Genomic DNA, 25,874 nt, shown 5'->3' with positions numbered 1-25,874 from the left:
TTGGTAAAAGTTCGCCAAACCCAGGAGTCAACGATGACAATCCCGCCAGTTCCCTACGCTATCGCCCCGGACAGCGCCGCCACGGTGTCTGCCGAGGAGCAGCAGTTCAACGACCTGATTGCCGCCGATTCGCGAATCGAGCCGCGTGATTGGATGCCGGACGGCTACCGCAAGACCCTCATCCGCCAGATTTCCCAGCACGCGCACTCCGAGATCATCGGGATGCAGCCGGAGGGCAATTGGATCACCCGGGCGCCCAGCCTGAAGCGCAAGGCGATCCTACTGGCCAAGGTGCAGGACGAGGCCGGCCACGGTCTCTACCTCTACTCCGCCGCGCAGACTCTCGGCATCAGCCGCGACCTGATGACGGACCAGCTCATCGCGGGCAAGGCGCGCTACTCCTCCATCTTCAACTACCCGAGTCCCACCTGGGCCGACATGGGCGCCATCGGCTGGCTCGTCGACGGCGCCGCGATCTGCAACCAGGTGCCGCTCTGCCGCGCGTCCTACGGTCCGTACGGGCGCGCCATGGTGCGCATCTGCAAGGAGGAGTCTTTCCACCAGCGGCAGGGCTTCGAGATCCTGCTCGAGCTGATGAAAGGCACGCCCGCCCAGCGCGAGATGGCCCAGGAATCGGTCAACCGCTGGTACTGGCCGGCCCTGCAGATGTTCGGGCCGCCCGATGACGACTCGCCCAACTCTGCGCAGTCGATGGCCTGGAACATCAAGCGGTTCTCCAACGACGACCTGCGCCAGCGCTTCGTCGGAATGCTCGTGCCGCAGGCCGAGGTGCTCGGTGTGACGCTGCCGGACCCGGACCTGCGCTGGAACGAAGAAAAGGGTGCGTACGACATGGGCGAAATTGACTGGACCGAATTCCACGAGGTGCTCGCGGGCCGTGGACCGGCGAACGCCAGGCGCCTCCAGCGCCGCCGCGACGCGCACGACGAGGGTCAGTGGGTGCGTGAGGCTGCTGCCGCGTACGCCGCCAAGCAGGGCGTGAAGGCGGTCGCATAATGAGCGCTCCCGGTGCATCTGAGAAGGAGATCTGGCCCCTTTGGGAGGTTTTTGTGCGCTCCAGCCGCGGAATCAGCCACACCCACGTGGGTTCCCTGCACGCCCCCGACGCCACCCTCGCGGTGCGCAACGCGCGTGACCTCTACACCCGCCGCAATGAGGGCGTCTCGATCTGGGTCGTGCCTGCCGACGCGATCACCACGAGCGATCCGGATGCGAAGGGTGCCTTCTTCGAATCGCCCGCCGGCAAGAACTACCGCCACGCGAGCTACTACACGGAGAGCGAAGGGGTGAAGCACCTGTGAGCGATACCATCGAGCAGGACGGCCACGGCCACGTCGACGTCGACACGGTCCAGCTCTCCGCGGAACTGGTCGAAGCGGCATCCGTCGCCTCGCACGACGTTGCGGAATACGCGCTTTGGCTCGGCGACGACTCGCTCGTGCTGGCCCAGAACCTGGGCTGGTGGATCTCCCGCGCCCCGGAGCTGGAAGAGGACATCGCCCTCGGCAACATCGCCCTCGACCTGATCGGGCACGCCCGTTCCCTGTTGCACTACGCCGGGGCCGAATCCGGCCGAACCGAGGACGACCTGGCGTACTGGCGTGACGAACCCCAGTGGCGCTCGGCGCACCTGTTCGAGCAGCCCAACGGTGACTTCGCGCACACGATCGCCCGTCAGTTCATTTCGGCGCACTACCTGTTCGAGCTCTACAGCGCGCTGATGCAGTCGACGGATGCGACGCTCGCCGCGATAGCGGCCAAGGCCGTCAAGGAGGTCGACTACCACCGCGACCATTCCATCCAGTGGGTGCTGCGCCTCGCTCAGGGCACCGAGGAATCCCGCCGGCGCATGATCACCGGTCTCTCCGACCTATGGCCGTTCGTGGAGGAGCTCTTCGTCGACGAGCCGCTGATCGACCGGCTCGAGGGCGTCGCCGTGCGGCCGTCCTCTCTCCAGGCCTCAGTCCTGAGCGCCATGTTCCCCGTGCTCGCCGAAGCCGAGCTCGAGGTTCCCCGCGGCTTCATCTCCTCCGGGGGCGGGCGCCGCGGCGACCACTCCGAGAACCTCGGGCCGCTGCTCGCCGAGATGCAGGTGCTGGCGCGGGCGCACCCCGGCGCGAAATGGTGACCGTGGCCTCCCTTGCCCGTCCGCGTCCGGGCGACGCGGCGTCGCAGAAGGCCTGGGACATCGCCGCCGAGGTCTGCGACCCGGAGGTCCCCGTGCTCACGATTGAAGATCTGGGAGTGCTTCGGTCGGTCGCCGTTTCGGCCGACGGAACCCACGTCATCCTAACGCCGACCTACAGCGGATGCCCCGCGATGGAGGCCATGCGCGACGACGTCCGGGCGGCCCTCACCAATGCCCACTACCAGAACGTCACCGTCGAACTCGTGCTCGCCCCGGCCTGGACCACCGACTGGATGAGCGAGGAGGGCAAGGCGAAGCTGGTCAGTTATGGCATCGCTGCCCCGACCGGCCTCTCCGGCGTGCGCCCGACCGGCGCCGTCCGGCTCCAACTCGTGGTCAAGTGCCCGCGCTGCTCCTCACTGAATACGCGGGAACTCGCCCGCTTCGGTTCGACGTCGTGCAAAGCACTCTACGAGTGCCGGGACTGCCTCGAACCGTTCGACTACTTCAAGGTGTTGTAACCATGGCCGCACTCAATCTGCGCAGTACCGATTCAGCCGTTCTCGACCCTGCCACCGAGCCTACAAAGCGCCGCGCCCGGTTCCACACCCTCGCCGTCGGCGAGGTGCGTCAGCTCACCCAGGACAGCGTCGAGGTGACCTTCCTGGTTCCCGAGGCGCTGCAGGGGGAGTTCGACTACGACCCCGGGCAGCACCTGGCGTTGCGCGCCACGATCGGCGGCCGGGAGCTGCGCCGCAGCTACTCGATCTGTCGTCCGCACGCGCTCGGCTCGGTCAGCGTCGCGATCAAGCGCGACCTCGGCGGGGTCTTCTCCAGCTGGGCGAACACCGAACTCCGGGCCGGGGACCGCCTTGACGTGATGAGCCCGCAGGGCACGTTCACCACCGCGCTGGACACTCTGGACGACAAGCACATCGTCGGCATCGCCGCCGGCAGCGGCATCACGCCGCTGATGTCGCTCGCACACACCGTGCTCGAACGCTCGGAGACCTCCCGCTTCACGCTCGTCTACACAAACCGCACCGCGCTCGACGTGATGTTCCTCGACGAGCTTGCCGACCTGAAAGACCGGTACCCGGCCCGGCTGGCACTGCACCACGTGCTCTCGCGCCAGTCTCGCTCCTCCGCCCTGCTCTCCGGCCGGATCGACGAGGAGAAGCTGCGCCTGATGCTGGCCAGCATCATCCGTCCCAACGCCGTCGACGAGTGGTTCCTCTGCGGGCCGTTCGAACTGGTGCAGTTGTGCCGCGACACGCTGGAGAGCGTGGACGTCGAACCGGGCCACATCCGGTTCGAACTGTTCACGACGGGGGAGCCGACGCACGCGGTCGGCGACACTGGGCGGCCGGTGGTCGTCGGAATCGGTGACAAGACCTTCGAGATCGAGTTCACGCTCGACGGCGAGAGCGCCACGGTGACCACGCCCGTCAACGCGAAGGAGAGCATCCTGAACGCCGCCCTGCGTGTGCGGCCGGACGTTCCGTTTGCCTGCGCTGGGGGAGTGTGTGGCACCTGCCGCGCCAAGCTCGTCAGCGGTGACGTCACGATGACCGAGAACTACGCCCTCGAACCGGACGAACTGGCCCGCGGCTATGTGCTCACCTGCCAGTCGCACCCAACGACCGACCGGGTCGTCGTCGACTACGACGTGTAGCGCCACTCGCCCATCAGGTATGGCGCGCAAGCGCAGAAAGCGGTTCCCGTGATCGAGCTGTCCATCCGGGACGACGTGGCCTACGTCGTCCTGAACGCCCCCGACAAGCTGAACGCGCTCGACGAGGCCGGCCTGGCCGAGCTCGCGGCCGCATACGAGACCGCGGAGGCGGCCGGCGTGCGCGCCCTCGCGCTGCGCGGCGAGGGCCGCGCATTCTGCGCGGGCCGTGACATCTCGGGCGTCGACCCGCGCGACGACGATGTGATGGGTTTCCTGGGGGGACTCGTCACGCCGTTGTTGCAGCGGATGAGCGCCTTCCCGGCGCCCACCTTCGCCGCCGCGACCGGGGCCTGCCTCGGGGTTGGCCTCGGCTTGCTGATCGCCACGGATGTCGTCTACGTCGCCGACACCGCGAAGATCGGGTCCCCGTTCGCGAACCTCGGTGCCACGCTCGACTCCGGCGGCCATGCCCTGTTCGTCGACCGGCTCGGCGCGCACCGCACTCTCGACCTGATCTACTCCGGCCGGCTCATGTCGGGCGCGGAGGCCGTGGCCGCCGGCCTGTTCAGCCAGGCATTCCCGGCCGACGAGGTGACGGATGCCACATTGACGGCCGCCCAACGGGCCGCACAAGGGGCGACTCAGGCGTTCCTCGCCAGCAAGGAGCTCGTGCGCGCCCTCCGGGACGACCGGCTCGGCCTCTGGCAGAGCGTCGCCGCCGAGAACCGGGCGCAGGCGGCCCTCTGCGACACCGCTGACTACCGCGAGGGCTTCGCCGCCTTCCAGCAGAAGCGCAAGCCCGCGTTCACAGGCCGCGACTGACCCGTCGCGTCCCTGTCCTGGCCCGTCCCTGCCGCCCGCGTCGAACCAATTCGACGGAGATTCTGGGAAAAAGGCGGTTCCCGAAGGTTCTGGGGCCGTTTCGGGCAAAATCTCCGTCGAATTCGTTAGGGCCGGTCGCCGCGGTCGCCCGCAGCGACCACATCCGCAGCATTTGCCGACCAGGTCCGCGGCGCGGGTTCTACGCCGCTGCGCGGCTGGCACGCCACGCGCTTAGCGGCGCAACACCTGCGTGCCGCTCCTGGAGCGGGCAACGGATGCCGCTACGCGGCTGCGCCACCCAGGTAGGCGTTGTGCACCTCGGGGAGTTCCACGAGTTCGGCCGGGGTTCCCGTGAGTGCCACCCGTCCGCGGTGCATGACCACTGCCCGGTGCGCGATCTTGAACGAGGCGCGCACATTCTGTTCCACGAGGAGAACCGCGAGCTGCTCCTCGACGCAGAGCCGGGAGAGCACGTCCATGATCTCCGCGACCACCTTCGGCGCGAGGCCGATGGACGGCTCGTCCAGCATGATCGCCGTCGGGTTCGCCATCAGGCCGCGCCCGATGGCCACCATCTGCTGCTCGCCACCCGAGAGGGTTCCGGCGGCCTGACCCATCCGGGTGCGCAGCCGGGGGAACAGCTTGAGGATCGAGTCGACGTCGCCGTGGCCCTTCTTCGTCCAGGCACCCAGCATGAGGTTGTCACGCACCGAGAGGGTCGGGAAGCACAGCCGGTTCTCGGGCACATGGGTCAGGCCGAATCCGGCCATCTTCTCCGTGGGCTTCCCGGTGATCGTGCGACCCTCGAGAGTCACGCTGCCCCCGGTGGGCCGGATGAGGCCGCTGACGGCTCGCAGCAGGGTCGTCTTACCGGCCCCGTTCGAGCCCACCACAGCCACGATCTCCCCACGCGCCACCTCGAAGCTGACCTCGTGCAGCACCGCGAGCTTGCCATAGCCGGCGTCCAGTCCGGAAACGATCAGCGTCATGCGTGCTCCTCCAATTCGTTCAGTTCCGCTTCGGCCTCGTCGAGGTCCGTGCCCAGGTAGGCAACGACCACGGCGGGGTCATTGCGCACGGACTCCGGGTCGCCGTAGGCGATGAGCACACCGTCGTCGAGCACCGCGACATGGTCGGCGAGGGACATGACCTGCGCCACATCGTGCTCGACGAGCACAATCGTGAGCCCGGCGGTCCGCAGCCGCCGCAGCAGCTCGGCCATCACCTCGCGCTCAGCGCCGGATAGGCCGGCCATCGGCTCGTCGAGGAGGAGCAGGGCCGGCTCGGCGGCCAGAGCCCGGCAGACCTCCATGATTCGCTGCTTGCCGAACGACAGATCCGAGGCTGAGTCGTCCGCGGCATCCGAGAGTTTCATCGACTGCAGGATCTCGTAGGACGCGGCGCGGTGGGCGCTCTGCTCACCCGACTGCAGCCCCAGCATTCCGCGGAGGACGCCCGCGCTTCCCTTGCGGTACCTGCCCATGTACACGTTGCCGACGACATCCGTCGAGGTGAAGACCTGCAGGTTCTGGAACGTGCGGGTCAGCCCGTGCGCGGCGGCGACGTGCGGTTTGCGGCCGGAGATCACCTGGTCGAGGAACGTGACGGTGCCCTCGCTTGGGGTCAGTGCTCCGGAGATCATGTTGAAGCAGGTCGTCTTGCCGGCACCGTTGGGGCCGATCAGACCCAGGATGCTGCCGGCCGGCACGGTGAGGTTTACATCGTTGACGGCGACGACGCCGCCATATCGTTTGCTCAGTCCCTCGAGGACGAGGATCGGCTCACCGGCCGCGACCGGGGTGCTGACCGCCGGGAGCTGCGGGATCGTCGTGTCGTCCTCCGGGACGTGCGCATGCGCGTCGCCGGGTGGGCGCTTCCCGGCGAACGGCAACTTCTGCCACAGCGTGGTCGCCGCCTGGTGGAGGCCGCCGGGCAGGAGCAGGATCACCAGGATCAGGACGATACCGTAACCGAGCAACTGCACCTCTCCGGTGGCGCCGGGGAAGATGGCCGGGATGACGTCGCGCATGCCCTCGCCGAGGAATTGCACAAGGAAGGCGCCCGCGACGGCGCCCCAGACCGATCCCAGGCCCCCGATGACGACCATCAGCAGGATCGAGACCGACAGGTGGAATTCGGCGGTGGCGGGGCTCACGATCGCGACCTGGTAGGCGTAGAACACCCCGCCGAGGCCCGCGAAGCCGGCGGAGAGCACGAAGACTTTCAGCCGCAGCGCATAGGTGTTGACGCCGAGGCTCTCGGCGGCGAGTTCGGAGTCGTTGACGGCCGAGAGGGCGCGACCGGCGCGGCTGTGGGTGAGGTTGAGGGCCAGGATGAGCCCGATCACCACGAACGGCGTCACGAACCAGAGGAAGAAGCCGCTGTTGTCGATCGGGATCCCGAGCACCGTGGGTCGCGAGATGCCGTAGATGCCCGTGGTTCGTCCGGTGACATCCCATTCGCGCACGCCGATCATCACGATGAAGCCGAGCCCCAGCGTCGCCAGCGCGAGGTAGTGGCCGCGCAGGCGCATCAGCGGAAGGCCCACGAGCAGGGCGACCAGCATCGCGGCGAGAACACCGACGGTGGCCGCGACCGGGCCGGGCAGATCGAGCTTGGTCAGCAGGATTGCGTGGGTGTACGCGCCGATCGCGAAAAACGCGGCCTGCCCGAGGCTGACCTGCCCGGCCAGACCCATCAGCAGGTTGAGCCCGATGGCCGGCAGGGCGAAGATCATGGCGAACACGACGATGTTCATGACCGAGGAACTGGCCGTGAAAGGGACCACGATCATCAGCGCGACGAGCACGCCGCAGCCGACCAGCGTGCTCTTGTTGTTCGCCCAGAAACGCGTGCGGAGGGAGCGCGTCCCGGCGAGGGTAAGTGTGGTTGCATGTGTCATTTCGCTACACCCTGACCGCTGTGGGCTTGAGAACGAGGCCCTGGGGGCGAACGACGAGCACAAGGATGAGGATGAGGAAGGCGGCGCCGTCCCTCAGGCCGGACGAGACGTACCCGGCCACGTAGGCCTCGATCACGCCGAGCAGGAGAGCCCCGACGATCGCGGCACGAAAGGAGACGAAGCCGCCGAGGACGGCGGCGACGAAGCCCTTGAGGCCGAGCAGTACGCCGCCCGACCAGAGTGAGAGGTAGATCGGGGAAGCCACCACGCCGGCGACACCCCCGACGAAACCCGCAATCGCGAAGGCCAGCACTGACGCGGTGACCGGTGAGATCCCCACGATGCGCGCCGCAACGGGCTGCTCCGCACACGCCCGCAGTGCCTTGCCCCAGCGCGACTTCTCGTAGAAGAGCACAATTCCGCCGCCGACCACGACGAGGGCGCCGATCATCCAGAATTCCTGAGAACGGATGCTCACCCCGCCGATCAGGATGTTGGTCCCCGGGAACAGGGGCACCCCCTTGGCCTCGGGCCCCCAGGCCAGCAGCATGATCGCCTGCAGCAGAGTCGAGACGCCGAGGGTCAGGATGATGGACGTGAGCGGGGTCAGCTTCTTCACCCGTGCGATGATCAGCCGTTCCATCGCAATGGCCACCAGGGTCACCGAGAGGATGGCGACCAGGATCGCGAGAAGGAGCGGCATCCCGGCCGCGGCGAGCCAGGCACTCCCCAGTCCGGCCAGCATCGCGAACTCGCCCTGGGCGATGTTGATGACGTGGCGAACCGTGTAGACGGCGATCAGGCCGACGGCGAGCAGGGCGTACACAGAGCCCTGTGAAAGCCCTGCCACCGTCAACTGCAGGAAATCAGTGAGCACGATCAGTCCTTGAGGAGGTTCCAGCGACCATCCTCGGCCTCAGCCAGGATGAGGGCGGTGGCGTCGAGGCCGGAGTGGTTCTTCGCGGTCATCTGGAAGACTCCGGAGATCCCAGTCCACTGGGCGCTCTCGAGTTCGTCGCGCAGGGCATCCGCGTCGGTGCCGGCGGCCTCGATCGCGTTGACGGCGATGTGCCAGGCGTCGAACGCGTGGCCCGCGAAACCGGACGGCTGCTCGCCGTAGGCCGCGTTGTAGTCCGCCTGGAACTGCTCGATGACCTCGCGCTGGGTGTTGTCGGCCGCGAGCTGGTCGGCGACGAGCAGGCGGCCCATCGGGGCGATGACGCCGTTGGCGGCGTCACCGGCGGCGTCGAAGAATGCCTGGTTCGAGATGCCGTGCGAGTGGTAGACCGGCTTGTTCACGCTGAGCTGCACATAGGCCTTCTGGGCCAGGCCGGCCGAGGGGTTGATGCCCCAGATGATGACGGCGTCAGAGTCCGAGCCGCGCACGTTGGTCATCTGCGGGGTGAAGTCGGTCGCGCTCGGCTCGAAGGCCTCCGTCATGACCAGGGTGATGCCGCGCTCGGCGCCGAGGTCTGTGATGTACTCCGCGACCCCTTCGCCGAAACCGCTCGCGTCGCGCACGAGGGCCAGCTTGGTGTATCCCTTCGCCTCGGCGTCGTCGAGGATGCGCTCGAGCACGACCACGTCGTTCTGCGCGGTCTTGAAGACCCACCTCGAGCCCTCGACGATGGCCACGTTGGCCGCGACGGAGATCATCGGGATCTTCGCGGCTTCCGCGATGGGGCGCATGGCCAGGCTGGGCCCGGTGCGTGAGGCACCGATGATGATGTCGACCTTGTCGCTCTCGATCAGCTTGCTCGTGGCCTTGGCCGCGCCGTCCTCGGTCGACTGATTGTCGATGATGGTGAGCTCGACGTCGCGGCCGTCGATGCCGCCGTCGTCGTTGAGCTGCTTGGCCAGCATTGTGAGCGTGTTCTGCTCCGGCACGCCGAGGCTGGCGCCGACGCCGGTGACGTCGAGAACCGCGCCGATCTTGATCGGGCCGGCCTCCGCTGCAGGGTCGTCCTTGGCCGTTCCCCCCAGGTTCGAGGTGCTGCATCCGGCCAGCGCAAGGGCTGTGATAACGGCAATCGGCGCGATGAAACGCAGACGAGACTTCTTCATTGGAATCTCCTTCAGAGGAACAGATAATTAGTGACCGACCAGTCGTTCACTAATTCAGGTGTGGGCCTGACAGTACCGTGGCATCGCCGCGCGCGGCAAGGGTCCCGAGGCAGTCGTTCGTAACGAGTGGGTGACGGTGTCGGCGGTGAAAGGATGCCAGTCGGCGCCCGGTCCGTCAGGCCAGCGCGAGCATCCCGGCCGCGCCGAGGGCGAGCGCGAGGCCCAACCACTGCACCGGCGCGATCCGTTCCCGGAGCACCACGGCGGCGAGCAGGATCGTGCCGGCCGGGTACATTGCCGTGAGTACGCTCATCACGCTGAGGTCCCCGGCGCGCATGCCGAGCAGCAGCAACACATTGGCCACGACGTCGATCACGCCGCAGGCCACGGCCAGCCGCAGCCCGATGGTGAGCGTCGAGCGGGGCTGCGGCGCGGCATCCGTCACCGGTCTGGACGAGCCCGTCATCGGCGCGGTCGTCACAAGTGAACGTCGCCGCCGCAACGCGAGCAGGGCGAGCAGCCCGACCACGGAGAACATGATCGCCGCATTAACCGCGCGGTTCATCACCAGCGGCACGAGCCCGCTGTCCGCCGGGGTCAGGTCGATCATCACCATGAAGGCGCCGATCATCGTGCCGGAGCCGAGGGCCATCAGCACGCCGAGCAGGCTCGGCCGCACGGCGCCGCGCTCGGGCACGAAACCCACGAGCACCACCGCCACGAGCGCCAGGCCGAGCGCCCAGTAGCCGATCGGGGCGAGGCGGTCGCCGCCTGCCAGCCCCACCGTCATCGGCACGACCGCCGACACCACGGCCGTGAGCGGCGAGAGGATGCTCATCGGCCCGATCGCGAGGCAGGTGTAGAGCAGCGAGATCGCGATTGCGCCGCTGACTCCGGACAATCCGCCCCACAGCACGGCCGACGGCGACCAGACCCCCACCACAAACGGTAGGGCGAGCAGCAGGGCCACGAGCCCGGATGCCGCGGCGACGGCCGTCACGAGCAGGGAACTCATGCGCTTGGCGGCGAGCCCGCCAAGGAAGTCGGCACTCCCGAAGATGAGTGCGCCGGTGAGGCCGAAGACCGCGGTAAGCATAGAAAACGAGCTTAGCGAGTGGCCGGTATCCTAAGACCCCCAACCGTGTGAGGCGGGGAGACAGATCGCTGTGAAACGAGGGAACAGGGCGCGGCAGTGGGCAGCGCTCGCGCTGGGCGCCGCCGTGGTGGCCGCGCCGCCGTGGTGGTCCGCCGCCCCGGCGTCGGCCCACGACTCCGTGGGCGGGTCCTCCCCGGCAGCGGGGGCCGTCGTGACTGAACAGCCTTCGCTGTTCACCGTGACGACGAACGACGCCCTGCTTGACCTCGGCGGCGGGGGAGCGGGCAGCGGGATGCTCATCAGCGGGCCCGCGCGTGTGGCCACGCCTCTCTACTACGGTGACGGCTGTATCAGCCTGCTCGGCCCGACCGTCGAGACCAAGGCCCAGCTGGGCCAGCCGGGCGAGTACACGGTGACCTGGCAGGTGGTCTCGACCGACGGGCATCCGGTGTCCGGCGACTTCACCTTCACCTGGCAACCGGCCGCCGACCAGGCATTGGCTGAAGGGTCCCCGGCCAAGCCGGTCTGCGCCGAGACCGCGGACGCCGCCGCGGATGCTGCTTTCCCGGATTCCACCGACACAAGCACCGTCGCCCTCGCCGAAGCCCCCCTCGTCGCCGTCTGGATCGCCGCCGCCCTCGGTGCCGTCCTCCTCGCTGTGGCTAGAACCCTCCTCGCCATCCGCCGACGCGCGCCTCGCCCACCGAATCAGCCCGAGCAGCCTGACCAGCCCGCGTAGCCGACCCGCACCATCGGAGGGCGCAGGTAGAGTTGCCGGGTGAGTTGGAACGCCGAAATACCGTGGAATCCTGACGAGTTCGAACCACCCGACGAATTCGACGCCCCGCCACCGCCCGACGGCTATGCCGGCGGAGCCAGGGAGTGGGAACCGGCCCCGGGCCTGGCGGGCCCGGCAGGCCGCGCTCGTGCCGGCGCATCCGCCCTTCGCGTACCCGCAACCCCGCCCCGCCGCGCCACCGCGAAGTTCGCGACGGCCGGCGAGGCCTTGCGCACGGTCTTCGGCTACGACTCCTTCCGCGGCGAGCAGGCCGCCATCATCGACCAGGTCATCAACGGCAACGACGCCGTCGTGCTGATGCCCACCGGTGGCGGTAAGAGCCTGTGCTATCAGATCCCCTCGCTCGTGCGGGAGGGCACCGGCATCGTCATCTCGCCGCTGATCGCCCTCATGCAAGACCAGGTCGACGCGCTCACCGCCGTGGGCGTGCGCGCCGCGTTCCTCAACTCCAGCCAGGACTCCGCCGCTCGGGGCGCGGTCGAGCGCGACTACCTCGCCGGCAACCTCGACCTGCTCTACGTCGCCCCCGAGCGACTCTCCTCCGAGGCCACCAAGCGTTTCCTCGACCGCGGTACCATCGCCCTCTTCGCCATCGACGAGGCCCACTGCGTGTCGCAGTGGGGGCACGACTTCCGGCCCGACTACCTAGCCCTGTCCGACCTGGCCGACCGCTGGCCCGATGTTCCCCGCATCGCTCTCACCGCCACGGCCACCGACGCCACCCATAAAGAGATCACCACCCGGCTACAGATGGGCGATGCCCGGCACTTCGTCGCCAGCTTCGACCGGCCCAACATCCAATACCGCATCGTCGGCAAGGCCGAGCCGCGCAAGCAGCTCCTGGCCTTCATCAAGGCCGAGCACCCCACGGATGCCGGCATCGTCTATGCCCTCAGTCGCAAGACCGTCGAGGCGACCGCCGAATTTCTGCGCCAGAACGGGCTCAACGCGCTGCCCTACCACGCGGGCCTCGACCAGGGGTTGCGCGCCCGCACCCAGTCCCGGTTCCTCCGTGAGGAGGGCGTCATCATCGTCGCCACGATCGCGTTCGGCATGGGCATCGACAAACCGGATGTGCGTTTCGTCGCCCACATCGACCTGCCCAAGTCCGTCGAGGGCTACTACCAGGAGACCGGCCGCGCGGGCCGCGACGGCCTGCCCTCCACCGGCTGGCTCACCTATGGCCTGCAAGACGTCGTGCAGCAGCGCCGCATGATCGACGAGTCGCCCGGCGACCTCGGCCACCGGCGCAAGCTCTCCGCCCACCTCGACGCCATGCTCGCGCTCTGCGAGACCGTCACCTGCCGCCGGGTCAACCTGCTGCGCTACTTCGGCCAGTCCAGCGAGCCGTGCGGCAACTGCGACACCTGCCTCGAACCCCCCGTCGGCTGGGACGGCACCGTCCCCGCCCAGAAACTGCTCTCCACCGTGGTCCGCCTGCTGCGCGAGCGCAATCAGCGCTTCGGCGCCGGGCAGCTCATCGACATCCTGCGCGGCAAGGTGACCCCGCGCACCACTCAGCACAGCCACGACCAGCTGGCCACCTGGGGCATCGGTGCCGACCTCAGCGACCAGCAGTGGCGCGGCGTCGTGCGGCAGCTCCTCGCCCAGGGTTTCCTGGCCACCTCCGGCGAATACGGCACCCTGGTGCTGACGGATGCCGCCGCGGAGGTCCTCGCTGGCCGCCGCACAGTGGAGCTCCGCACCGAGCCCGAACGGGCCGCCCGCCCCGCGGCCGGGGCCCGCAAGAGCGCCGCGAAGGCGGCCGCGGCCGATCTCAGCCCCGAGCAGGAGACCCTGTTCGCGGCGCTGCGGGTCTGGCGCTCCGCCCAGTCCAAAGAGCAGGGCGTGCCGGCCTACATCATCTTCGGCGACGCAACCCTGCTGGCGATCGCCGCGACGAAGCCGGCCACCCTGGCCGACCTCGACGGCATCTCCGGCGTCGGTGCCAAGAAGCTCGACGCCTACGGCGCCGCCCTCCTCGAGGTCGTGTCCGCCGGAACCTGACGCCTCCCGTCCCGGACCCAACCCGCGGCATCCCGCAGGACCGGGTAGAACTGAGTCATGGACTGGACCGAGTACTTCAACGCTCAGGCCGCTCGCCCGCCGCGTGCGGTGCTGCTCCGTGCCCTCGACCTCCGTGCCCTCGACCTCTGCGCCGACGCGCCACCCGCCCCACCCGGCACTGCGATCGACTTGGGCTGCGGTGCGGGCACCGAGACCCGGCACCTGCTCGCCGCCGGCTGGACCGTACACGCGTTCGACGCCGACCCGGGCTCCGAGGCCAGGGTCCGGACGGGCCTTCGCGCTGCGGAGCAGTCCCTCCTGGTCTTTCACCGGTCCCGCTTCGAGGATCTCCCCGAGTTGCCCGCCGCAGACCTCGTCTATGCGGGGTTTTCCCTGCCCTTCTGCGACCCCGCGGTGTTCCCCGACCTGTGGGCGGGCATCCGCGCGGCGCTGACGCCCGGCGCCTGGTTCGCCGGAGAATTCTTCGGCCCCCACGATGAATGGGCCGGCCGCGCAGACATGAACTTTCATGATCGCGGCCAGGTCGAGGCGCTCCTGGCCGGTCTGCACGTCGTCGGCCTCGTCGAAGACGACCGCCCCGGTCAGTCCGCATTCGGCCCTCGCCACTGGCACCTCTTCCACGTCACCGCCCGCACCCCGACGACCTGTGCCCCAACGAATTCGACGGAGATTTTTAGCTAAAGCCACGTTTTGGGCTTGTTTTAGGGCTTCTAGGGCAAAATCTCCGTCGAATTCGTTAGGAGCGGCCGGGCCGTCGCTCCGGCAGAGGTGGTGCCCCGTTTGTGGGTAACGGTGCCGTCAGACCCTTTACCGCTGTGGAAACCTACAAGACGAATGCCGGGCGGAGCATCCTTCGTTGTAGGCCCGTCACGCACTATTTCCCCGCTTCGTGAGAGCCGCCTAACGTGTAAGAAAATTTCGAGTTCGCGCGAAGACGAAGGACCAATGATGGTTGACACTGCTCAGCGCTCCAACAGCACTACCCCCGCCAAGACGGAGAAGATCCCCGCCAAGACGGACAAGAAGACGGACGCGACCCTGGCCACGACCGTCGCCGTCACGCCCCCCGTGGCGCCCGGCGTCGACACCGGCCCGGTCATGATCGCCGGCCAGACCGGTGCCCCCACGGTCAACATCGAGTCGCTGCACCGGCAGCTGCTCGGCACCTGGGCCGACGTGCGCCTGCGGGCGCGCGAGCTCACGGCCAAGCCCGAACTGCAGCGCATCGAGGGTCAATCCATGGCCGAGCACCGCGAACGCGTGCTGGGCCAGCTCCTGATCCTGGCCGAGAACGGGCACGTGCACCGCGCGTTCCCGACGCACCTGGGCGGCGCCGACGACCACGGCGGAAACATCGCCGGGTTCGAGGAACTCGTCACCGCCGACCCCAGCCTGCAGATCAAGGCGGGCGTGCAGTGGGGTCTGTTCGGCGCGGCCGTGCTGCACCTCGGCACCAAGAAGCACCACGACGCCTACCTGCCGGGCATCATGACCATGCAGGTCCCGGGCGTCTTCGCGATGACCGAGACCGGACACGGCTCGGATGTCGCGGCCATCGGCACGACTTCGACCTACGACCCTGCCACGCAGGAATTCGTTCTCGACACCCCGTTCCGCGCGGCGTGGAAGGACTACCTCGGAAACGCCGCGAAAGACGGCATCGCCGCCGTTCTCTTCGCCCAGCTGATCACGGCAGGCGTCAACCATGGAGTGCACGCATTCTGGGTGCCGATCCGCGACGAGTCCGGGGATTTCCTCCCCGGCATCGGTGGCGAGGACGACGGCCTCAAGGGCGGCCTCAACGGCATCGACAACGGGCGGCTCCACTTCGACGGGGTGCGCATTCCCCGCGAAAACCTGCTCAACCGCTACGGCGACGTCGCCGAGGACGGGACCTACACCAGCCCGATCTCCAGCCCCGGCCGCCGCTTTTTCACCATGCTCGGCACCCTCGTGCAGGGCCGCGTCTCGCTCGACGGCGCCGCCACCCAGGCTTCGGCGATGGCCCTGACGATCGCCATCACCTACGGCAGCCAGCGCCGCCAGTTCAACGCCGGTAGCGACACCGACGAGGAGGTCATCCTCGACTACCAGCGCCACCAGCGCCGTCTGCTGCCGCGCCTGGCCACGACCTACGCGCACACGTTCGCCCACGACGAGTTCCTGGTCAAGTTCGATCAGGTCTTCAGCGGCCAGGCCGACACGGACGCCGACCGGCAAGACCTCGAAACCCTCGCCGCCGCCCTCAAGCCGCTCTCGACCTGGCACGCTCTCGACACCCTGCAGGAGGCCCGCGAAGCCTGCGGCGGCGCCGGATTCCTCGCCGAGAACCGGCTGGTCGGCCTGCGCGCCGACCTGGACGTCTTCGCCACCTTCGAGGGCGACAACAACGTGCTCCTGCAGCTCGTCGCGAAGCGTCTGCTCACCGACTACAGCCGCAAGTTCGCCTCAGCCGGCCCGGGCGTGCTCGCCCGTTACGTCGTGCAGCAAGCTGCCGGCCGCGCCTACCACGGTACCGGGCTCCGCACCCTGGGCCAGGCGGTCTCCGACTTCGGCTCCACCGCTCGCTCCGTGGGCCACCTCCGCGACACCACGGTGCAGCGGGAGCTGCTCACCGACCGGGTCGAAACCATGATCGCCGAGATCGCGGGCAAGCTCCGCTCGGCCGGCAAGCTGGCACCGAAGGATGCCGCGGCCCTCTTCAACGCCAACCAGGACCAGCTGATCGAGGCGGCCCGTTCGCACGGCGAGCTGCTGCAGTGGGAGGCGTTCACCCGGGCGGTCGAGACCGCTGAAGACGCCGGCACGAAGCAGGTCCTGACCTGGCTGCGCGACCTGTTCGGCCTCGGACTGGTGGAGAAGCACCTGGCCTGGTACCTGATCCACGGGCGCCTGTCGGCCAAGCGGGCACAGTCGGTCACGGCCTACATCGACCGCATCATCGCCCGGCTCCGCCCCCACTCCGTCGACCTGGTCGACGCCTTCGGTTACAGCCAGGACCACCTCCGGTCGGCAATCGCCAGCGGTGCCGAGCAGGGGCGCCAGAATGAGGCCAGGGACTACTACCAAACCCAGCGTGCCAACGGCACCGCTCCCCGCGCCGAGAAGACTCCCGCCAAGAGGTAGCCCCGATCCGGTGGAGAGTGCCCGTTCCGCCGGCCGCTCTCTACCGGAACGGGCACCCTCGTGTCGTACCCAGGTACGAGGCCGGCGGGCGCACAAGCGTCCGCTGGGCCGATGCGTGCAGCATCCGTCCCCCGTAGCGTCGATGCCGGGCCGATTTCACACGGTGAGACCGGCCCCACCGATGTACAACGAGGAGACGGATGATTCAGGCACAGTCCCTGACCAAACGGCACGGCGGCAAGACCGCGGTCGACGCGATCGACTTCACCGTGCAGCCCGGCAAGGTGACCGGCCTGCTGGGTCCGAACGGCGCCGGCAAGAGCACCATCATGCGCATGATCGTCGGACTGGACCGGCCGACCGCCGGATCGGTCACGGTCAACGGCAAGCATTACAGCGAGCACCGGGCGCCGCTGTGCGAGGTGGGCGTGCTGCTCGACGCGAGGGCCGTGCACACCGGCCGCTCGGCCCGCAACCACCTGCTGGCCCTGGCGGCCACCCACGGCATCCCGGCCGCCCGGGTCGACGAGGTGATCGAGCTCACCGGGATTAAAGCCGTCGCCCGCACGCGCGTCGGCGGCTTCTCCCTCGGCATGGGCCAGCGCCTCGGCATCGCAGCGGCGCTGCTCGGCGACCCTGCGGTGCTGATTCTCGACGAGCCCGTCAACGGGCTCGACCCCGAGGGCGTGCAGTGGGTGCGCCAGCTGATGCGGTACCTCGCCGCGGAGGGCCGAACCGTGCTGCTGTCCTCGCACATGATGAGCGAAATGGCTCTCACGGCCGACCACCTGATCATGCTGGGCCGGGGAAAGGTGATCGTGAATGCCCCGGTCTCCGAGATTATCGGCATGGCCGGCACGCACCGGGTGCGCGTGCGCACCCCTCAGTCCGCCCAGCTTGCGGCCCTGCTCGCCCAGCCCGACGTCACCGTCACCACCGGAGAGCCGGACCTGCTCGAGGTAGCCGGTATTTCGGCCGGTGACATCGGCGAACAGGCCGCCGCCGCGGGCATCGTGCTGCACGAGCTGACCGGCGTGAGCGCGTCACTGGAAGAGGCTTACCTGGCCCTGACCCAAGACGAGGTGGAGTACCGCGCCAGCGGCTCCGCGCAACTGCAGGAGGCATGACGATGACCGAGACAACCGCGACCAAGACGCCCGCGCCCGCTGCTTCCTCCTCCCCGGCCGCGGACGGCACCGTGCCCGGCGCCGCATCCGCTGTGCACGGCCTGAGCGCGGCGGGCCTGCTGCGGTCGGAGTGGATCAAGCTGCGCAGCGTGCGCTCGACGGCCTGGTCGTACGCCCTGCTCGTACTGGTTTCGCTCGCCCTCGCGGCGGTCATGTCCTCGACGCTCGACCTGCAGGGTGCGGACGCCTCGATGATCCCCGCGGCCGACCAGGCGACTTTCATCGCCCAGACCGCGACATTCGGGGTGTTCTTCGGCCAACTCATCGTGGCCGTCCTCGGCGCGCTGACCATCAGCGGCGAATACTCCACCGGCATGATTCGGTCCACGTTGACAGCGGTGCCGCGCCGGCTGCCCGCCCTTGCGGCGAAGGCCGCCGTGCTGTTCGTCACGACCTTCGTGGTTGGGCTGGCCGCCAACCTCGGTTCCTATCTGGTGGCGTCGCTGGTGCTTTCCCGGCAGGGCTTGGGCGTCAGCTTCGCGGATCCAGCCGTGTTCCTGCCGGTACTCGGCGGTGCGCTCTACCTGGCCCTGATCGCGGTCTTCGCCCTCGGCATCGGCACCATCGTGCGCAGCGGGGCCGGCGGCATCGCGGTCGTGCTCGGCATCGTGCTGTTGCTCCCGATGGTGTTCCAGGTGATCGCTGCCCCGTGGGCCGCCGCGGTGCTGCCGTATCTGGTGTCGAACGCGGGCATCAACATGTTCGGGTTGATGTCGTTCAGCCCGGTGCCGATCGAATGGTGGGTCAACCTGCTGGTGGTGCTCGGCTGGCTCGCGGTCAGCTTGGTCGGTGCCGCTGTGGTGTTGAAGCGGAGGGACGCGTAAAGTCCTCTGAATGACCGAATCACTCCTCGCCCTCGGCCGGCCGCTTGTGCCGACCGAGGGCGAACTTCGTCTGCCGACACCGCCGGGGGTGGCCGGGCGGTTCTGGTCGCGGCATCCGTGGCTCAGCGATGCGCTGGTCGCGAGCGCCTATTTCGTGCCGATGGCCGTCGTTTTCCTGATCGACCTGACACGGCAGGCCGGGCCCGGCCTGCCGCCGCAGGCCCTGATCACCGCCGCGGTGGTGATGGTCATCACGGCCGCACTGCTGGTCCGGCGGCATGCCCCGCTTCTCGTGCTCGGGGTGACCTGCGCAGGACTGGTCGTCGCGTTCCCCGGCCAGGGCGACACCCTGCCCGTGCTGATCGCGCTCTACACTGCCGCGGTCTACCGTGGCGTGCGAAGCGCCTGGTTCGGCCTCGCCGTGGCGATCGGCATCGGCGCCCTGGGTGCTTTTCTGGGCGCGAGCAGTTACGCATCCTGGCTTGCGGTCGCCTCCCAATCCGCGGTCCTCATGCTCGCGGCCACCCTGATCGGTGTCACGGTCGGCGATCGCAAGCGTTATGTGGCCGCGCTGGTCGAACTGGCCGCACAGCTGGCCCGAGAGCGCGACCAGCAGGCCCAGCTCGCCCGCATCACCGAACGCGGGCGCATCGCCCGGGAAATGCACGACATCATCGCGCACAGCCTCTCGGTCATGGTCGCGCTCGCCGACGGCGCCGACGCGCTGCTCGTCAAAGACCCGGAACGTTCGCGCGCTGCGCTGCGCGAGGTGGCCCGGACCGGCCGCGGCTCGATGTCCGAGATGCGCCGGCTGCTCGGCGTGCTGAGTGAGGGTCCTCAGGAGCAGGGCGACCCCGAGGGGACGGATATCCCCCTCCGGCCCCAACCCGGCGCCGACCAGCTCGTCGACCTGGTCGAATCGTTCCGCGCCGCCGGACTGCCCGCCCGGCTGGAACTCACCGGGCGCATTCCCGGGAGCCAGGGTCTGCAGTTGACGGTCTACCGGATCGTGCAGGAATCGCTGACCAACGCGCTGCGGTATTCGGCGCATCCGACCGCGGTGACCGTGCGACTGATCCGGGTACCGGGGCGGCTCGAGGTGGTCATCGCCGACGACGGCCGGAACGCGTCGGCCACATTGCCGTCGTCGGCTGCCGGGCGGGGCATCATCGGGCTGCGCGAGCGCGTCGCGCTCTACGACGGCACCCTCGTGGCCGGGTGCCGTCCCGGCGGCGGCTGGCAGGTGCGCGCGACGATGACGGTCGACGAGACGGGGGAACGGGCATGACGCCGATCCGGATTTTGCTCGTCGACGACCAGGCGCTGCTGCGCACGGGCTTCCGGATGGTGCTCGAGGCCGAGGACGATTTCACCGTGGTGGCCGAGGCCGGCGACGGCGCCGAGGCGATCGCACTCGCCACCGACCTGCATCCCGACGTCATCCTGATGGATGTGCGGATGCCCGGAATCGACGGCATCGAGGCCACACGGCGGATCACCGCCGCGTGCCCCGACAGCCGGATCATCATTCTCACCACTTTCGACCTCGACGAGTACGCGTTCGGTGGTCTCCGCGCGGGCGCGCGCGGGTTCCTGCTGAAAGACGCCCAGCCCGCTGAACTTACCGCGGCAATCCGGGCCGTGGCCTCGGGCGACGCCTCCGTTTCGGCGCGGGTGACCCGGCGCATGCTGGACCTGTTCGGAGCGAAGCTTCCGGGGGCAGATCGGGAGGCCGACGGTACCGAAGCGGATGCCGACGCCGGCCGACTCGGCCTGCTCACCGAGCGGGAGCGAGAGGTCTTCTTCGCGGTCGCGGAGGGTCTGTCGAACCCGGAGCTCGCCGAACGTTTCTTCCTGTCCGAGTCCACCGTCAAGAGCCACGTCGGACGCATCCTGGCCAAGCTTGAGCTGCGTGACCGAGTGCAGGTCGTCATTCTGGCCCACCGGCTCGAATAGGCTCGGGGGTATGCGCACCTTCTACCCCGAGATCGAACCCTACGAAACCGGACTCCTCGAGGTCGGTGACGGGCAGACCATCTACTGGGAGGCATCCGGCAACCCCGACGGCAAGCCGGCCGTCTACCTGCACGGAGGGCCGGGCGGCGGATCGAGCCCGAAGCAACGCCGCGTCTTCGACCCGAAGAAGTACCGCATCATCCTTTTCGACCAGCGTGGCTGCGGTCAGAGCACGCCGCACGCGAGCGCGGCGGACGCCGACCTCACCACCAACACCACCTGGCACCTCGTGTCCGACCTCGAGAAACTGCGCGAGCACCTCGGGATCGAGCGTTGGCTGGTCTGCGGCGGGTCCTGGGGCAGCACCCTCAGCCTCGCGTACGCCGAGACACACCCGGACCGGGTCACCGAACTCGTGTTGCGGGGCATTTTCACGCTGCGCCCGATGGAACTCGACTGGTTCTACGAGGGCGGCGCGTCGGCGATCTACCCGGACCTCTGGGAGAGCTTCATCGCCCCGGTTCCGGTGGAGGAGCGCGGCCACCTGATCGAGGCCTACAAGCGACTGCTGAACGACCCCGACCAGTACGTGCGGGAGCGGGCCGGCGTGGCCTGGTCTACCTGGGAGTCCTCCACAATCACGCTGTTGCAGCAGCCCGACACGATCGAGCGCTTCACCGAGCCGGCGTTCGCGGTGGCCTTCGCCCGGATCGAGAACCACTACTTCACCAACTCCGGCTGGTTCGAACCGAACCAGCTGATCCGCGACGCGGACCGTCTGAAGGACATCCCCGGCGTCATCGTGCAGGGCCGCTATGACATGTGCACCCCCGCCTTCACAGCCTGGGAGCTGCACCAGAACTGGCCGGAGGCCGATTTCAGGCTGATCCCGGATGCCGGTCACTCCTTCGACGAGCCCGGCAACCTGGACGCGATCATCGAGGCCACGGACCGCTTCGCGGCCTGAGGCCGGCCGGGAGAATCCCGGCGACAGCAGGCCCAGACCGGTCGGACGGCGGTCCTGAATATGTGCTCGCTCCCGTCGAAATAATCCCTGCCGGTGGTCTGTCCAGGCCCTTGACACTCTCGTCATATTTGGTAATCGCACTACCCTTCGATAGCATTCGAATATTGCTCAGGTGGCCCCTCTTCGGGGGTCACATCCCTCGCGCTCTCGATCGCGCACAATCTTGAGATGTTGTATGTCTGATCTTTATGCTGCCCAAAAATCCCCGATCAAATTCCTGAACCGGCACCCCAATGGCAAGCTACGTCTCGCCAAGCTATGGCAACTCACGGCCGTCCTTGCGGCGACAGTGCTGGCCCTAACGGCTTTCGTTCCGTCGCCCGCGTCGGCGGTGACCTCTCCCCAGGCTGTCGCCGCTGCCCCGATCGCAGTGAAAGCGGGGGAGGCCACCTGGACCACTATCCGCGAACCCAGCACACCCCAGAACGCCACGCCGTACGTCAGCGCCACGTCGCTGGCTGACAAGACCTTCCTCAAATTCGACACGGCACAGTACACGGGCATGAGCGTCGTGTCGGCGACATTGGACTTGAAAGTCGCCAGCACCACCTCTACCGCACCTGGCGTGCAGGTCTATCCGGTCTCCTCGGACTGGAGCGCGTCGTCTCTGACTGAGTCGAACCGCCCGGCCCACATCGACACGGAACTGAGTGGGGCATCGGTTCGGGCTCTGACCGGACAGACAATTTCTGTGCCGCTCTCGGGTCTGAACGGTACAGCGTTGTCCGGGTCGACTGCGTTCGAGGTGCGCTTCGCCCAGAAGTTTGTCAGCACCTCGTTCGTAGGCAAAGGGGAGGCGCGCCCCACGCTGAAGCTCGTCCTCGCGGCAACCGGCTCGGCGACCGGCGCGGCGACCGGCTCGGCGACCGGCTCGGCGACCGGCTCGGCGACCGGCTCGGCGACCGGCTCGGCGACCGGCTCGGCGACCGGCTCGGCCACCGGCTCGGCGACCGGATCCGACAACCTGTCATTCGCGGTTCCCGGGTCGAACACCACCGGCAAAAAGGTCTTTGCACACTACTTTCCGCCGTACCCCATCTCCATCGAGAACAAGGCACCCGCATCGGATTACTATGCGATCAACTACCTCACGTCGCAGGGCGAGGGCGGCATCCACGCCAACTACGGCGGATTGCTGCGCGACCGCCCTGAGGCTCGCGCTCCGCGTTCGGGGGATTGGAAACTCACTGATATGAAAGAGGAAGTCACCGACGCGGCAGATGCCGGTATCGATGGCTTCACCGTCGACATCATGAGTCTGTCCGGCCTCAACTGGGAGCGAACACTCGATTTGGTGCAGGGCGCGGAGCAGTCCGGCAGAAACTTCACCATTGTCCCGAACCTGGATATGACGGCCAGCGCCGGAAAGGCCAGCATCGCGACCATCGCGGCGAAACTTGCCGAATTATACAAGTCCCCGGCCACCTATCGTCTGAGTACAGGCGAATTCGTTCTCTCCTCCTTCGCCGCCGAGCGTCAGAACGCGGTCTGGTGGGGGCAGTTGAAGTCGACGTTGGCTTCGCAGTATGGAATCAAGACGGCGTTCATCGCCGTATTCCTTAATGCCAGTGACGAGAACCTGAAGAGTTTTGCACCGATCAGTTATGCGTTGAGCAACTGGGGAACCCGGACGCCGGTGACCATCGAGAACGGTCCCGACTACGCGGCGAAGGCACGAGCACTCGGCGTGAAGTGGATGTCTCCCGTTGCCGTCCAGGACGTCCGGCCCCGAAGCTACCTCTATGACGAAGCCGGCAATACGGAAACCCTGAAGGCGTCCTGGAAACGGGCGCTGTCGAACGGTTCTGAATTGGTGCAACTGGTCACGTGGAACGACTACTCCGAGGGGACGTCGTTTGCTCCTTCGGCAGCGCACGGCGAGGCCTTCCTGGATATCAACGCGTACTACCTGAGCCAGTTCAAGAAGGGCTCGGCGCCGGCTATCGTCAACGACTCGATCTACTTGACGCACCGGATTCAGCCCTATGCAGCGACGCCGACCACGCCGCAGCAGCTCATGTCGCCCACGTTGAGCGGAACAGCCATGAAGCCTCGGGATACCGTCGGAGTGCTCACATTCCTCACGGCACCGGCGACGGTCACGGTCTCAATCGGAGGAAAAAAGACATCGTTCGAGGCGCCGGCAGGAGAATCAAGCAGGACGTTCCCGCTGGCGCTGGGCACGGTCGGTGCGAGTGCAGACCGGAACGGGGCGCAGATCGCCGCGGTCACCTCTCCGTACACAGTCGTTGCGCGCCCTGTCGTGCAGGATCTGCAGTATTACGCCGCAAGCAGCAGGACCCAGTAACCAGGATCATCGGAACATAGCCGGGTGCTGCCGAACTGCCTGCGGGTCGGCAGCACCCTTTTGTGTCGAGTAGATCGTGTGACATCGCTACCGTTTGCGGAGTGCGACTTCTTCCTCGTGGCTGCGGACGGGTTGTTCCTGACGTGACGGCTCCTGCTCCGCCGCCGTGTGCGGCATGTAATACCTGCCTCGATTTCGACCGAGAAGCCGAGCGGGTGCCAGGTTCAGGATCGCGCCGAGCACCGGAGTCCCTGCCGTTTTGAGGCTCTCGACGGCTTTCCGGAGTTCCCGCGTTTCGACCTTTCCCGACCCGACGACGAGAACTGCCCCGCCGAAATACCTTCCGAGGATAGCTGCGTCAGTCACGGGCAGGAGAGGCGGGCAGTCGATGACGACGACGTTGAACCGGTCGCGCAGCGAGGCGAAAACCTGTTGGGCGTGTGTGGAGGAAAGCAGTTCGCTCGGGTTCGGGGGAACCTGCCCTGACAACAGGATCTGGAGGCCGTCCGGCCCCCAGGATTGGAGGACATCATCTACGTCGGCGTCGTGGGCCAGAATAGTCGAAAGACCGACCGATCCCTCGAGGTCGAAATAGTCGGCCAGGGACGGTCTCCGCAGGTCCGCTTCGACCAGACACACCAGGCTGCCGGAGGCCGCGAGTGTGATGGCGAGGTTCGCCGCCGTGACGGATTTTCCTTCGCCGGGAATGGACGAGGTGACGACGAACACCTTGTGGCGCTCATTCGCCTGGAGGAAATGCAGGTTCGTTCTGACCTGCTTGAATTCCTCGGCCCGAATGGGGCTGAAGCCTCGTTGCGGGACCAGCGGGTTGTTGACACTCCCGCGGTCGTACACAATCGTCCCGAGAAGTGTCAGACCGAACTGCCTGAGCTGTTCCGCGGTTCTCACTTTTGCGCTCGTCAGCTCCCGCAGGAGAATGAAGCCGAGCCCGGCAACGAAGCCGCCCAGCAATCCGGATGCCAGTGCGATCGACGGGCTGGGGGCGGAAGGCGCGGTGGGTGTCGTCGCACTCTGCACGGACTCGAGGCGTAGTGGTGTAGTGCCGTCGCTCCTTTTCGGGACCAGACGGATCACCGTATTGACCAGACTCGTCGCCACCGCGTCGGCAGTGGCGGCGGCGCGGTCCGGCGAGGTATCCGTGACAGCGATCGAAATGAGAGACGTGTTCAGTGGCACCGAGGCAGATACCCGATCACCAAGTTCACCGACAGTGGTTTTCAATCCAAGCGCGGTTATCACAGGGTCCAAGACGATCTGGCGGGTCGCCATGATGCTGTAATTGCGGGCCTGCTGTTGTGAATAATTGCTGCCCTGCGCGAGGTCACTGGTGCTATCGCTACCGATTGCCGAAACGAATAACTCTGCTTCCGCGGAGTACTCAGGCTCGGTGGTCAGCACGTAGACCGAAGCGGCGATGACGCCAAGAATGGTGAATGTGACGAGCGCAACCCATCGAGATCGCAAGAGGTTCCAGAATCCACGTTGATCCACGCGTTCGCCCTTCACCGTGTCGAGCGGCACCGGATTGACCAGCCAATACTGAGACTCTATCAAGAACCTCATTATCACAGCGACCCACGTAGGGGGGGCATATGCGTGCCACTATGAGCACATGATAGCCCGACGTCTCATGCGGCCTCGGTGGTGGAAATTTCTCGTCGTCGCCGTGCTTTTCGTGGGTGCCATCGGGCTTGCACTCCTCGCGCTGCAACCGGTCGGCACGGAAGACGCAGGAGCGCCGAAAGACCCATACCCCACCATCACCGCCGTTCCACGTGCTCCTACGGCCGTGTTCCTCGGTGGGGCATCAACCTCGGGAGCCGGAGTCAGCGGCCAGGCCACCCGTTGGTCGACTGGGCTCGCTGCAGACAAGGGCTGGCAAGAGGTCAA

The 25,874-nt window shown here is 67.5% G+C and carries 22 protein-coding genes; 16 read left to right on the top strand and 6 right to left on the bottom strand.

The features are described 5' to 3' along the window. Positions 1 to 33: 33 nt before the first annotated feature. The 6 genes from paaA to E3O54_RS13605 are packed head-to-tail and all read left to right on the top strand — an operon-like array spanning position 34 to position 4,646. Complete coding sequence (gene paaA, locus E3O54_RS13630; protein WP_104102566.1) at positions 34 to 1,017, top strand: 1,2-phenylacetyl-CoA epoxidase subunit PaaA; 984 nt, start codon at positions 34 to 36, stop codon at positions 1,015 to 1,017. Continuing rightward, positions 1,017 to 1,322: a 1,2-phenylacetyl-CoA epoxidase subunit PaaB gene (gene paaB / locus E3O54_RS13625; RefSeq protein ID WP_134401811.1), complete on the top strand. Its 306-nt coding sequence runs from the start codon at positions 1,017 to 1,019 to the stop codon at positions 1,320 to 1,322. The genes paaA and paaB overlap by 1 nt, the downstream gene beginning before the upstream one ends. Beyond that, positions 1,319 to 2,149: a 1,2-phenylacetyl-CoA epoxidase subunit PaaC gene (gene paaC, locus E3O54_RS13620; RefSeq protein WP_134401810.1), complete on the top strand. Its 831-nt coding sequence runs from the start codon at positions 1,319 to 1,321 to the stop codon at positions 2,147 to 2,149. The genes paaB and paaC overlap by 4 nt, the downstream gene beginning before the upstream one ends. A 2-nt stretch (positions 2,150 to 2,151) precedes the next feature. Continuing rightward, the gene (paaD, locus tag E3O54_RS13615) at positions 2,152 to 2,670 is read left to right on the top strand and encodes a 1,2-phenylacetyl-CoA epoxidase subunit PaaD (RefSeq protein WP_241976905.1); all 519 of its coding nucleotides are present in this window, start codon (positions 2,152 to 2,154) and stop codon (positions 2,668 to 2,670) included. A gap of 2 nt (positions 2,671 to 2,672) precedes the next feature. After that, entirely contained in the window at positions 2,673 to 3,824 is a 1,152-nt protein-coding gene (paaE, locus tag E3O54_RS13610; protein ID WP_134341838.1) for a 1,2-phenylacetyl-CoA epoxidase subunit PaaE, read from the top strand. A 48-nt stretch (positions 3,825 to 3,872) separates the two neighbouring features. Next, the gene (locus tag E3O54_RS13605; protein WP_104102554.1) at positions 3,873 to 4,646 is read left to right on the top strand and encodes an enoyl-CoA hydratase/isomerase family protein; all 774 of its coding nucleotides are present in this window, start codon (positions 3,873 to 3,875) and stop codon (positions 4,644 to 4,646) included. 281 nt (positions 4,647 to 4,927) lie between these two features. Here the strand turns inward: E3O54_RS13605 and E3O54_RS13600 are convergent, their stop codons facing one another. The 5 genes from E3O54_RS13600 to E3O54_RS13580 form a co-directional block, all read right to left on the bottom strand. Beyond that, a complete protein-coding gene (locus E3O54_RS13600) occupies positions 4,928 to 5,635 on the bottom strand; it encodes an ABC transporter ATP-binding protein (RefSeq protein WP_134401808.1) in 708 nt (235 codons plus the stop codon). Continuing rightward, positions 5,632 to 7,548 (bottom strand): ATP-binding cassette domain-containing protein, encoded by a 1,917-nt coding sequence (locus E3O54_RS13595; protein ID WP_134401807.1) that lies wholly within the window; start codon positions 7,546 to 7,548, stop codon positions 5,632 to 5,634. The genes E3O54_RS13600 and E3O54_RS13595 overlap by 4 nt, the downstream gene beginning before the upstream one ends. 4 nt (positions 7,549 to 7,552) lie before the next feature. Next, positions 7,553 to 8,425 (bottom strand): branched-chain amino acid ABC transporter permease, encoded by an 873-nt coding sequence (locus E3O54_RS13590; RefSeq protein ID WP_158250302.1) that lies wholly within the window; start codon positions 8,423 to 8,425, stop codon positions 7,553 to 7,555. A 2-nt stretch (positions 8,426 to 8,427) separates the two neighbouring features. Continuing rightward, entirely contained in the window at positions 8,428 to 9,612 is a 1,185-nt protein-coding gene (locus E3O54_RS13585; RefSeq protein WP_134401806.1) for an ABC transporter substrate-binding protein, read from the bottom strand. 175 nt (positions 9,613 to 9,787) lie between these two features. Further along, entirely contained in the window at positions 9,788 to 10,708 is a 921-nt protein-coding gene (locus tag E3O54_RS13580) for an EamA family transporter (RefSeq protein WP_134401805.1), read from the bottom strand. A 70-nt stretch (positions 10,709 to 10,778) separates the two neighbouring features. Here E3O54_RS13580 and E3O54_RS13575 point away from each other — a divergent pair, with 70 nt between their 5' ends. The 10 genes from E3O54_RS13575 to E3O54_RS13530 all read left to right on the top strand — a co-directional run bounded on the left by E3O54_RS13575 (position 10,779) and on the right by E3O54_RS13530 (position 23,963). After that, a complete protein-coding gene (locus tag E3O54_RS13575) occupies positions 10,779 to 11,447 on the top strand; it encodes a copper resistance CopC family protein (RefSeq protein ID WP_166805259.1) in 669 nt (222 codons plus the stop codon). 39 nt (positions 11,448 to 11,486) lie between these two features. Beyond that, a complete protein-coding gene (gene recQ, locus E3O54_RS13570; protein WP_241976904.1) occupies positions 11,487 to 13,514 on the top strand; it encodes a DNA helicase RecQ in 2,028 nt (675 codons plus the stop codon). A gap of 57 nt (positions 13,515 to 13,571) precedes the next feature. Next, positions 13,572 to 14,216 (top strand): trans-aconitate 2-methyltransferase, encoded by a 645-nt coding sequence (locus tag E3O54_RS13565; protein ID WP_134401803.1) that lies wholly within the window; start codon positions 13,572 to 13,574, stop codon positions 14,214 to 14,216. A gap of 267 nt (positions 14,217 to 14,483) precedes the next feature. After that, positions 14,484 to 16,661 carry an acyl-CoA dehydrogenase gene (locus E3O54_RS13560; RefSeq protein ID WP_134401802.1) on the top strand — a complete coding sequence of 726 codons (2,178 nt, stop codon included), beginning with the start codon at positions 14,484 to 14,486 and terminating at the stop codon, positions 16,659 to 16,661. Between the two features lie 200 nt (positions 16,662 to 16,861). Then, positions 16,862 to 17,788 (top strand): ATP-binding cassette domain-containing protein, encoded by a 927-nt coding sequence (locus E3O54_RS13555; RefSeq protein ID WP_134401801.1) that lies wholly within the window; start codon positions 16,862 to 16,864, stop codon positions 17,786 to 17,788. Between the two features lie 2 nt (positions 17,789 to 17,790). Then, positions 17,791 to 18,672 carry an ABC transporter permease gene (locus E3O54_RS13550; RefSeq protein WP_104102530.1) on the top strand — a complete coding sequence of 294 codons (882 nt, stop codon included), beginning with the start codon at positions 17,791 to 17,793 and terminating at the stop codon, positions 18,670 to 18,672. A gap of 10 nt (positions 18,673 to 18,682) precedes the next feature. Continuing rightward, a complete protein-coding gene (locus tag E3O54_RS13545) occupies positions 18,683 to 19,960 on the top strand; it encodes a sensor histidine kinase (RefSeq protein ID WP_241973061.1) in 1,278 nt (425 codons plus the stop codon). Beyond that, the gene (locus tag E3O54_RS13540; protein WP_134372774.1) at positions 19,957 to 20,628 is read left to right on the top strand and encodes a response regulator transcription factor; all 672 of its coding nucleotides are present in this window, start codon (positions 19,957 to 19,959) and stop codon (positions 20,626 to 20,628) included. Before E3O54_RS13545 ends, E3O54_RS13540 begins: the two co-directional genes overlap by 4 nt. Positions 20,629 to 20,638: 10 nt before the next feature. Further along, positions 20,639 to 21,595 (top strand): prolyl aminopeptidase, encoded by a 957-nt coding sequence (gene pip / locus E3O54_RS13535; RefSeq protein ID WP_134401799.1) that lies wholly within the window; start codon positions 20,639 to 20,641, stop codon positions 21,593 to 21,595. Positions 21,596 to 21,830: 235 nt separating this feature from the next. Then, positions 21,831 to 23,963: an endo-1,3-alpha-glucanase family glycosylhydrolase gene (locus E3O54_RS13530; RefSeq protein WP_166805258.1), complete on the top strand. Its 2,133-nt coding sequence runs from the start codon at positions 21,831 to 21,833 to the stop codon at positions 23,961 to 23,963. An 87-nt stretch (positions 23,964 to 24,050) separates the two neighbouring features. Here the strand turns inward: E3O54_RS13530 and E3O54_RS13525 are convergent, their stop codons facing one another. Further along, entirely contained in the window at positions 24,051 to 25,538 is a 1,488-nt protein-coding gene (locus E3O54_RS13525; RefSeq protein WP_166805257.1) for a polysaccharide biosynthesis tyrosine autokinase, read from the bottom strand. Positions 25,539 to 25,874 lie beyond the last annotated feature (336 nt).

The sequence above is a fragment of the Cryobacterium sp. TMT2-4 genome (assembly GCF_004402575.1).
Lineage (GTDB): Bacteria > Actinomycetota > Actinomycetes > Actinomycetales > Microbacteriaceae > Cryobacterium > Cryobacterium sandaracinum.
The sequence above is the reverse complement of the archived record's forward strand: the minus strand, read 5'-3'. Positions and strand labels throughout refer to the sequence as shown.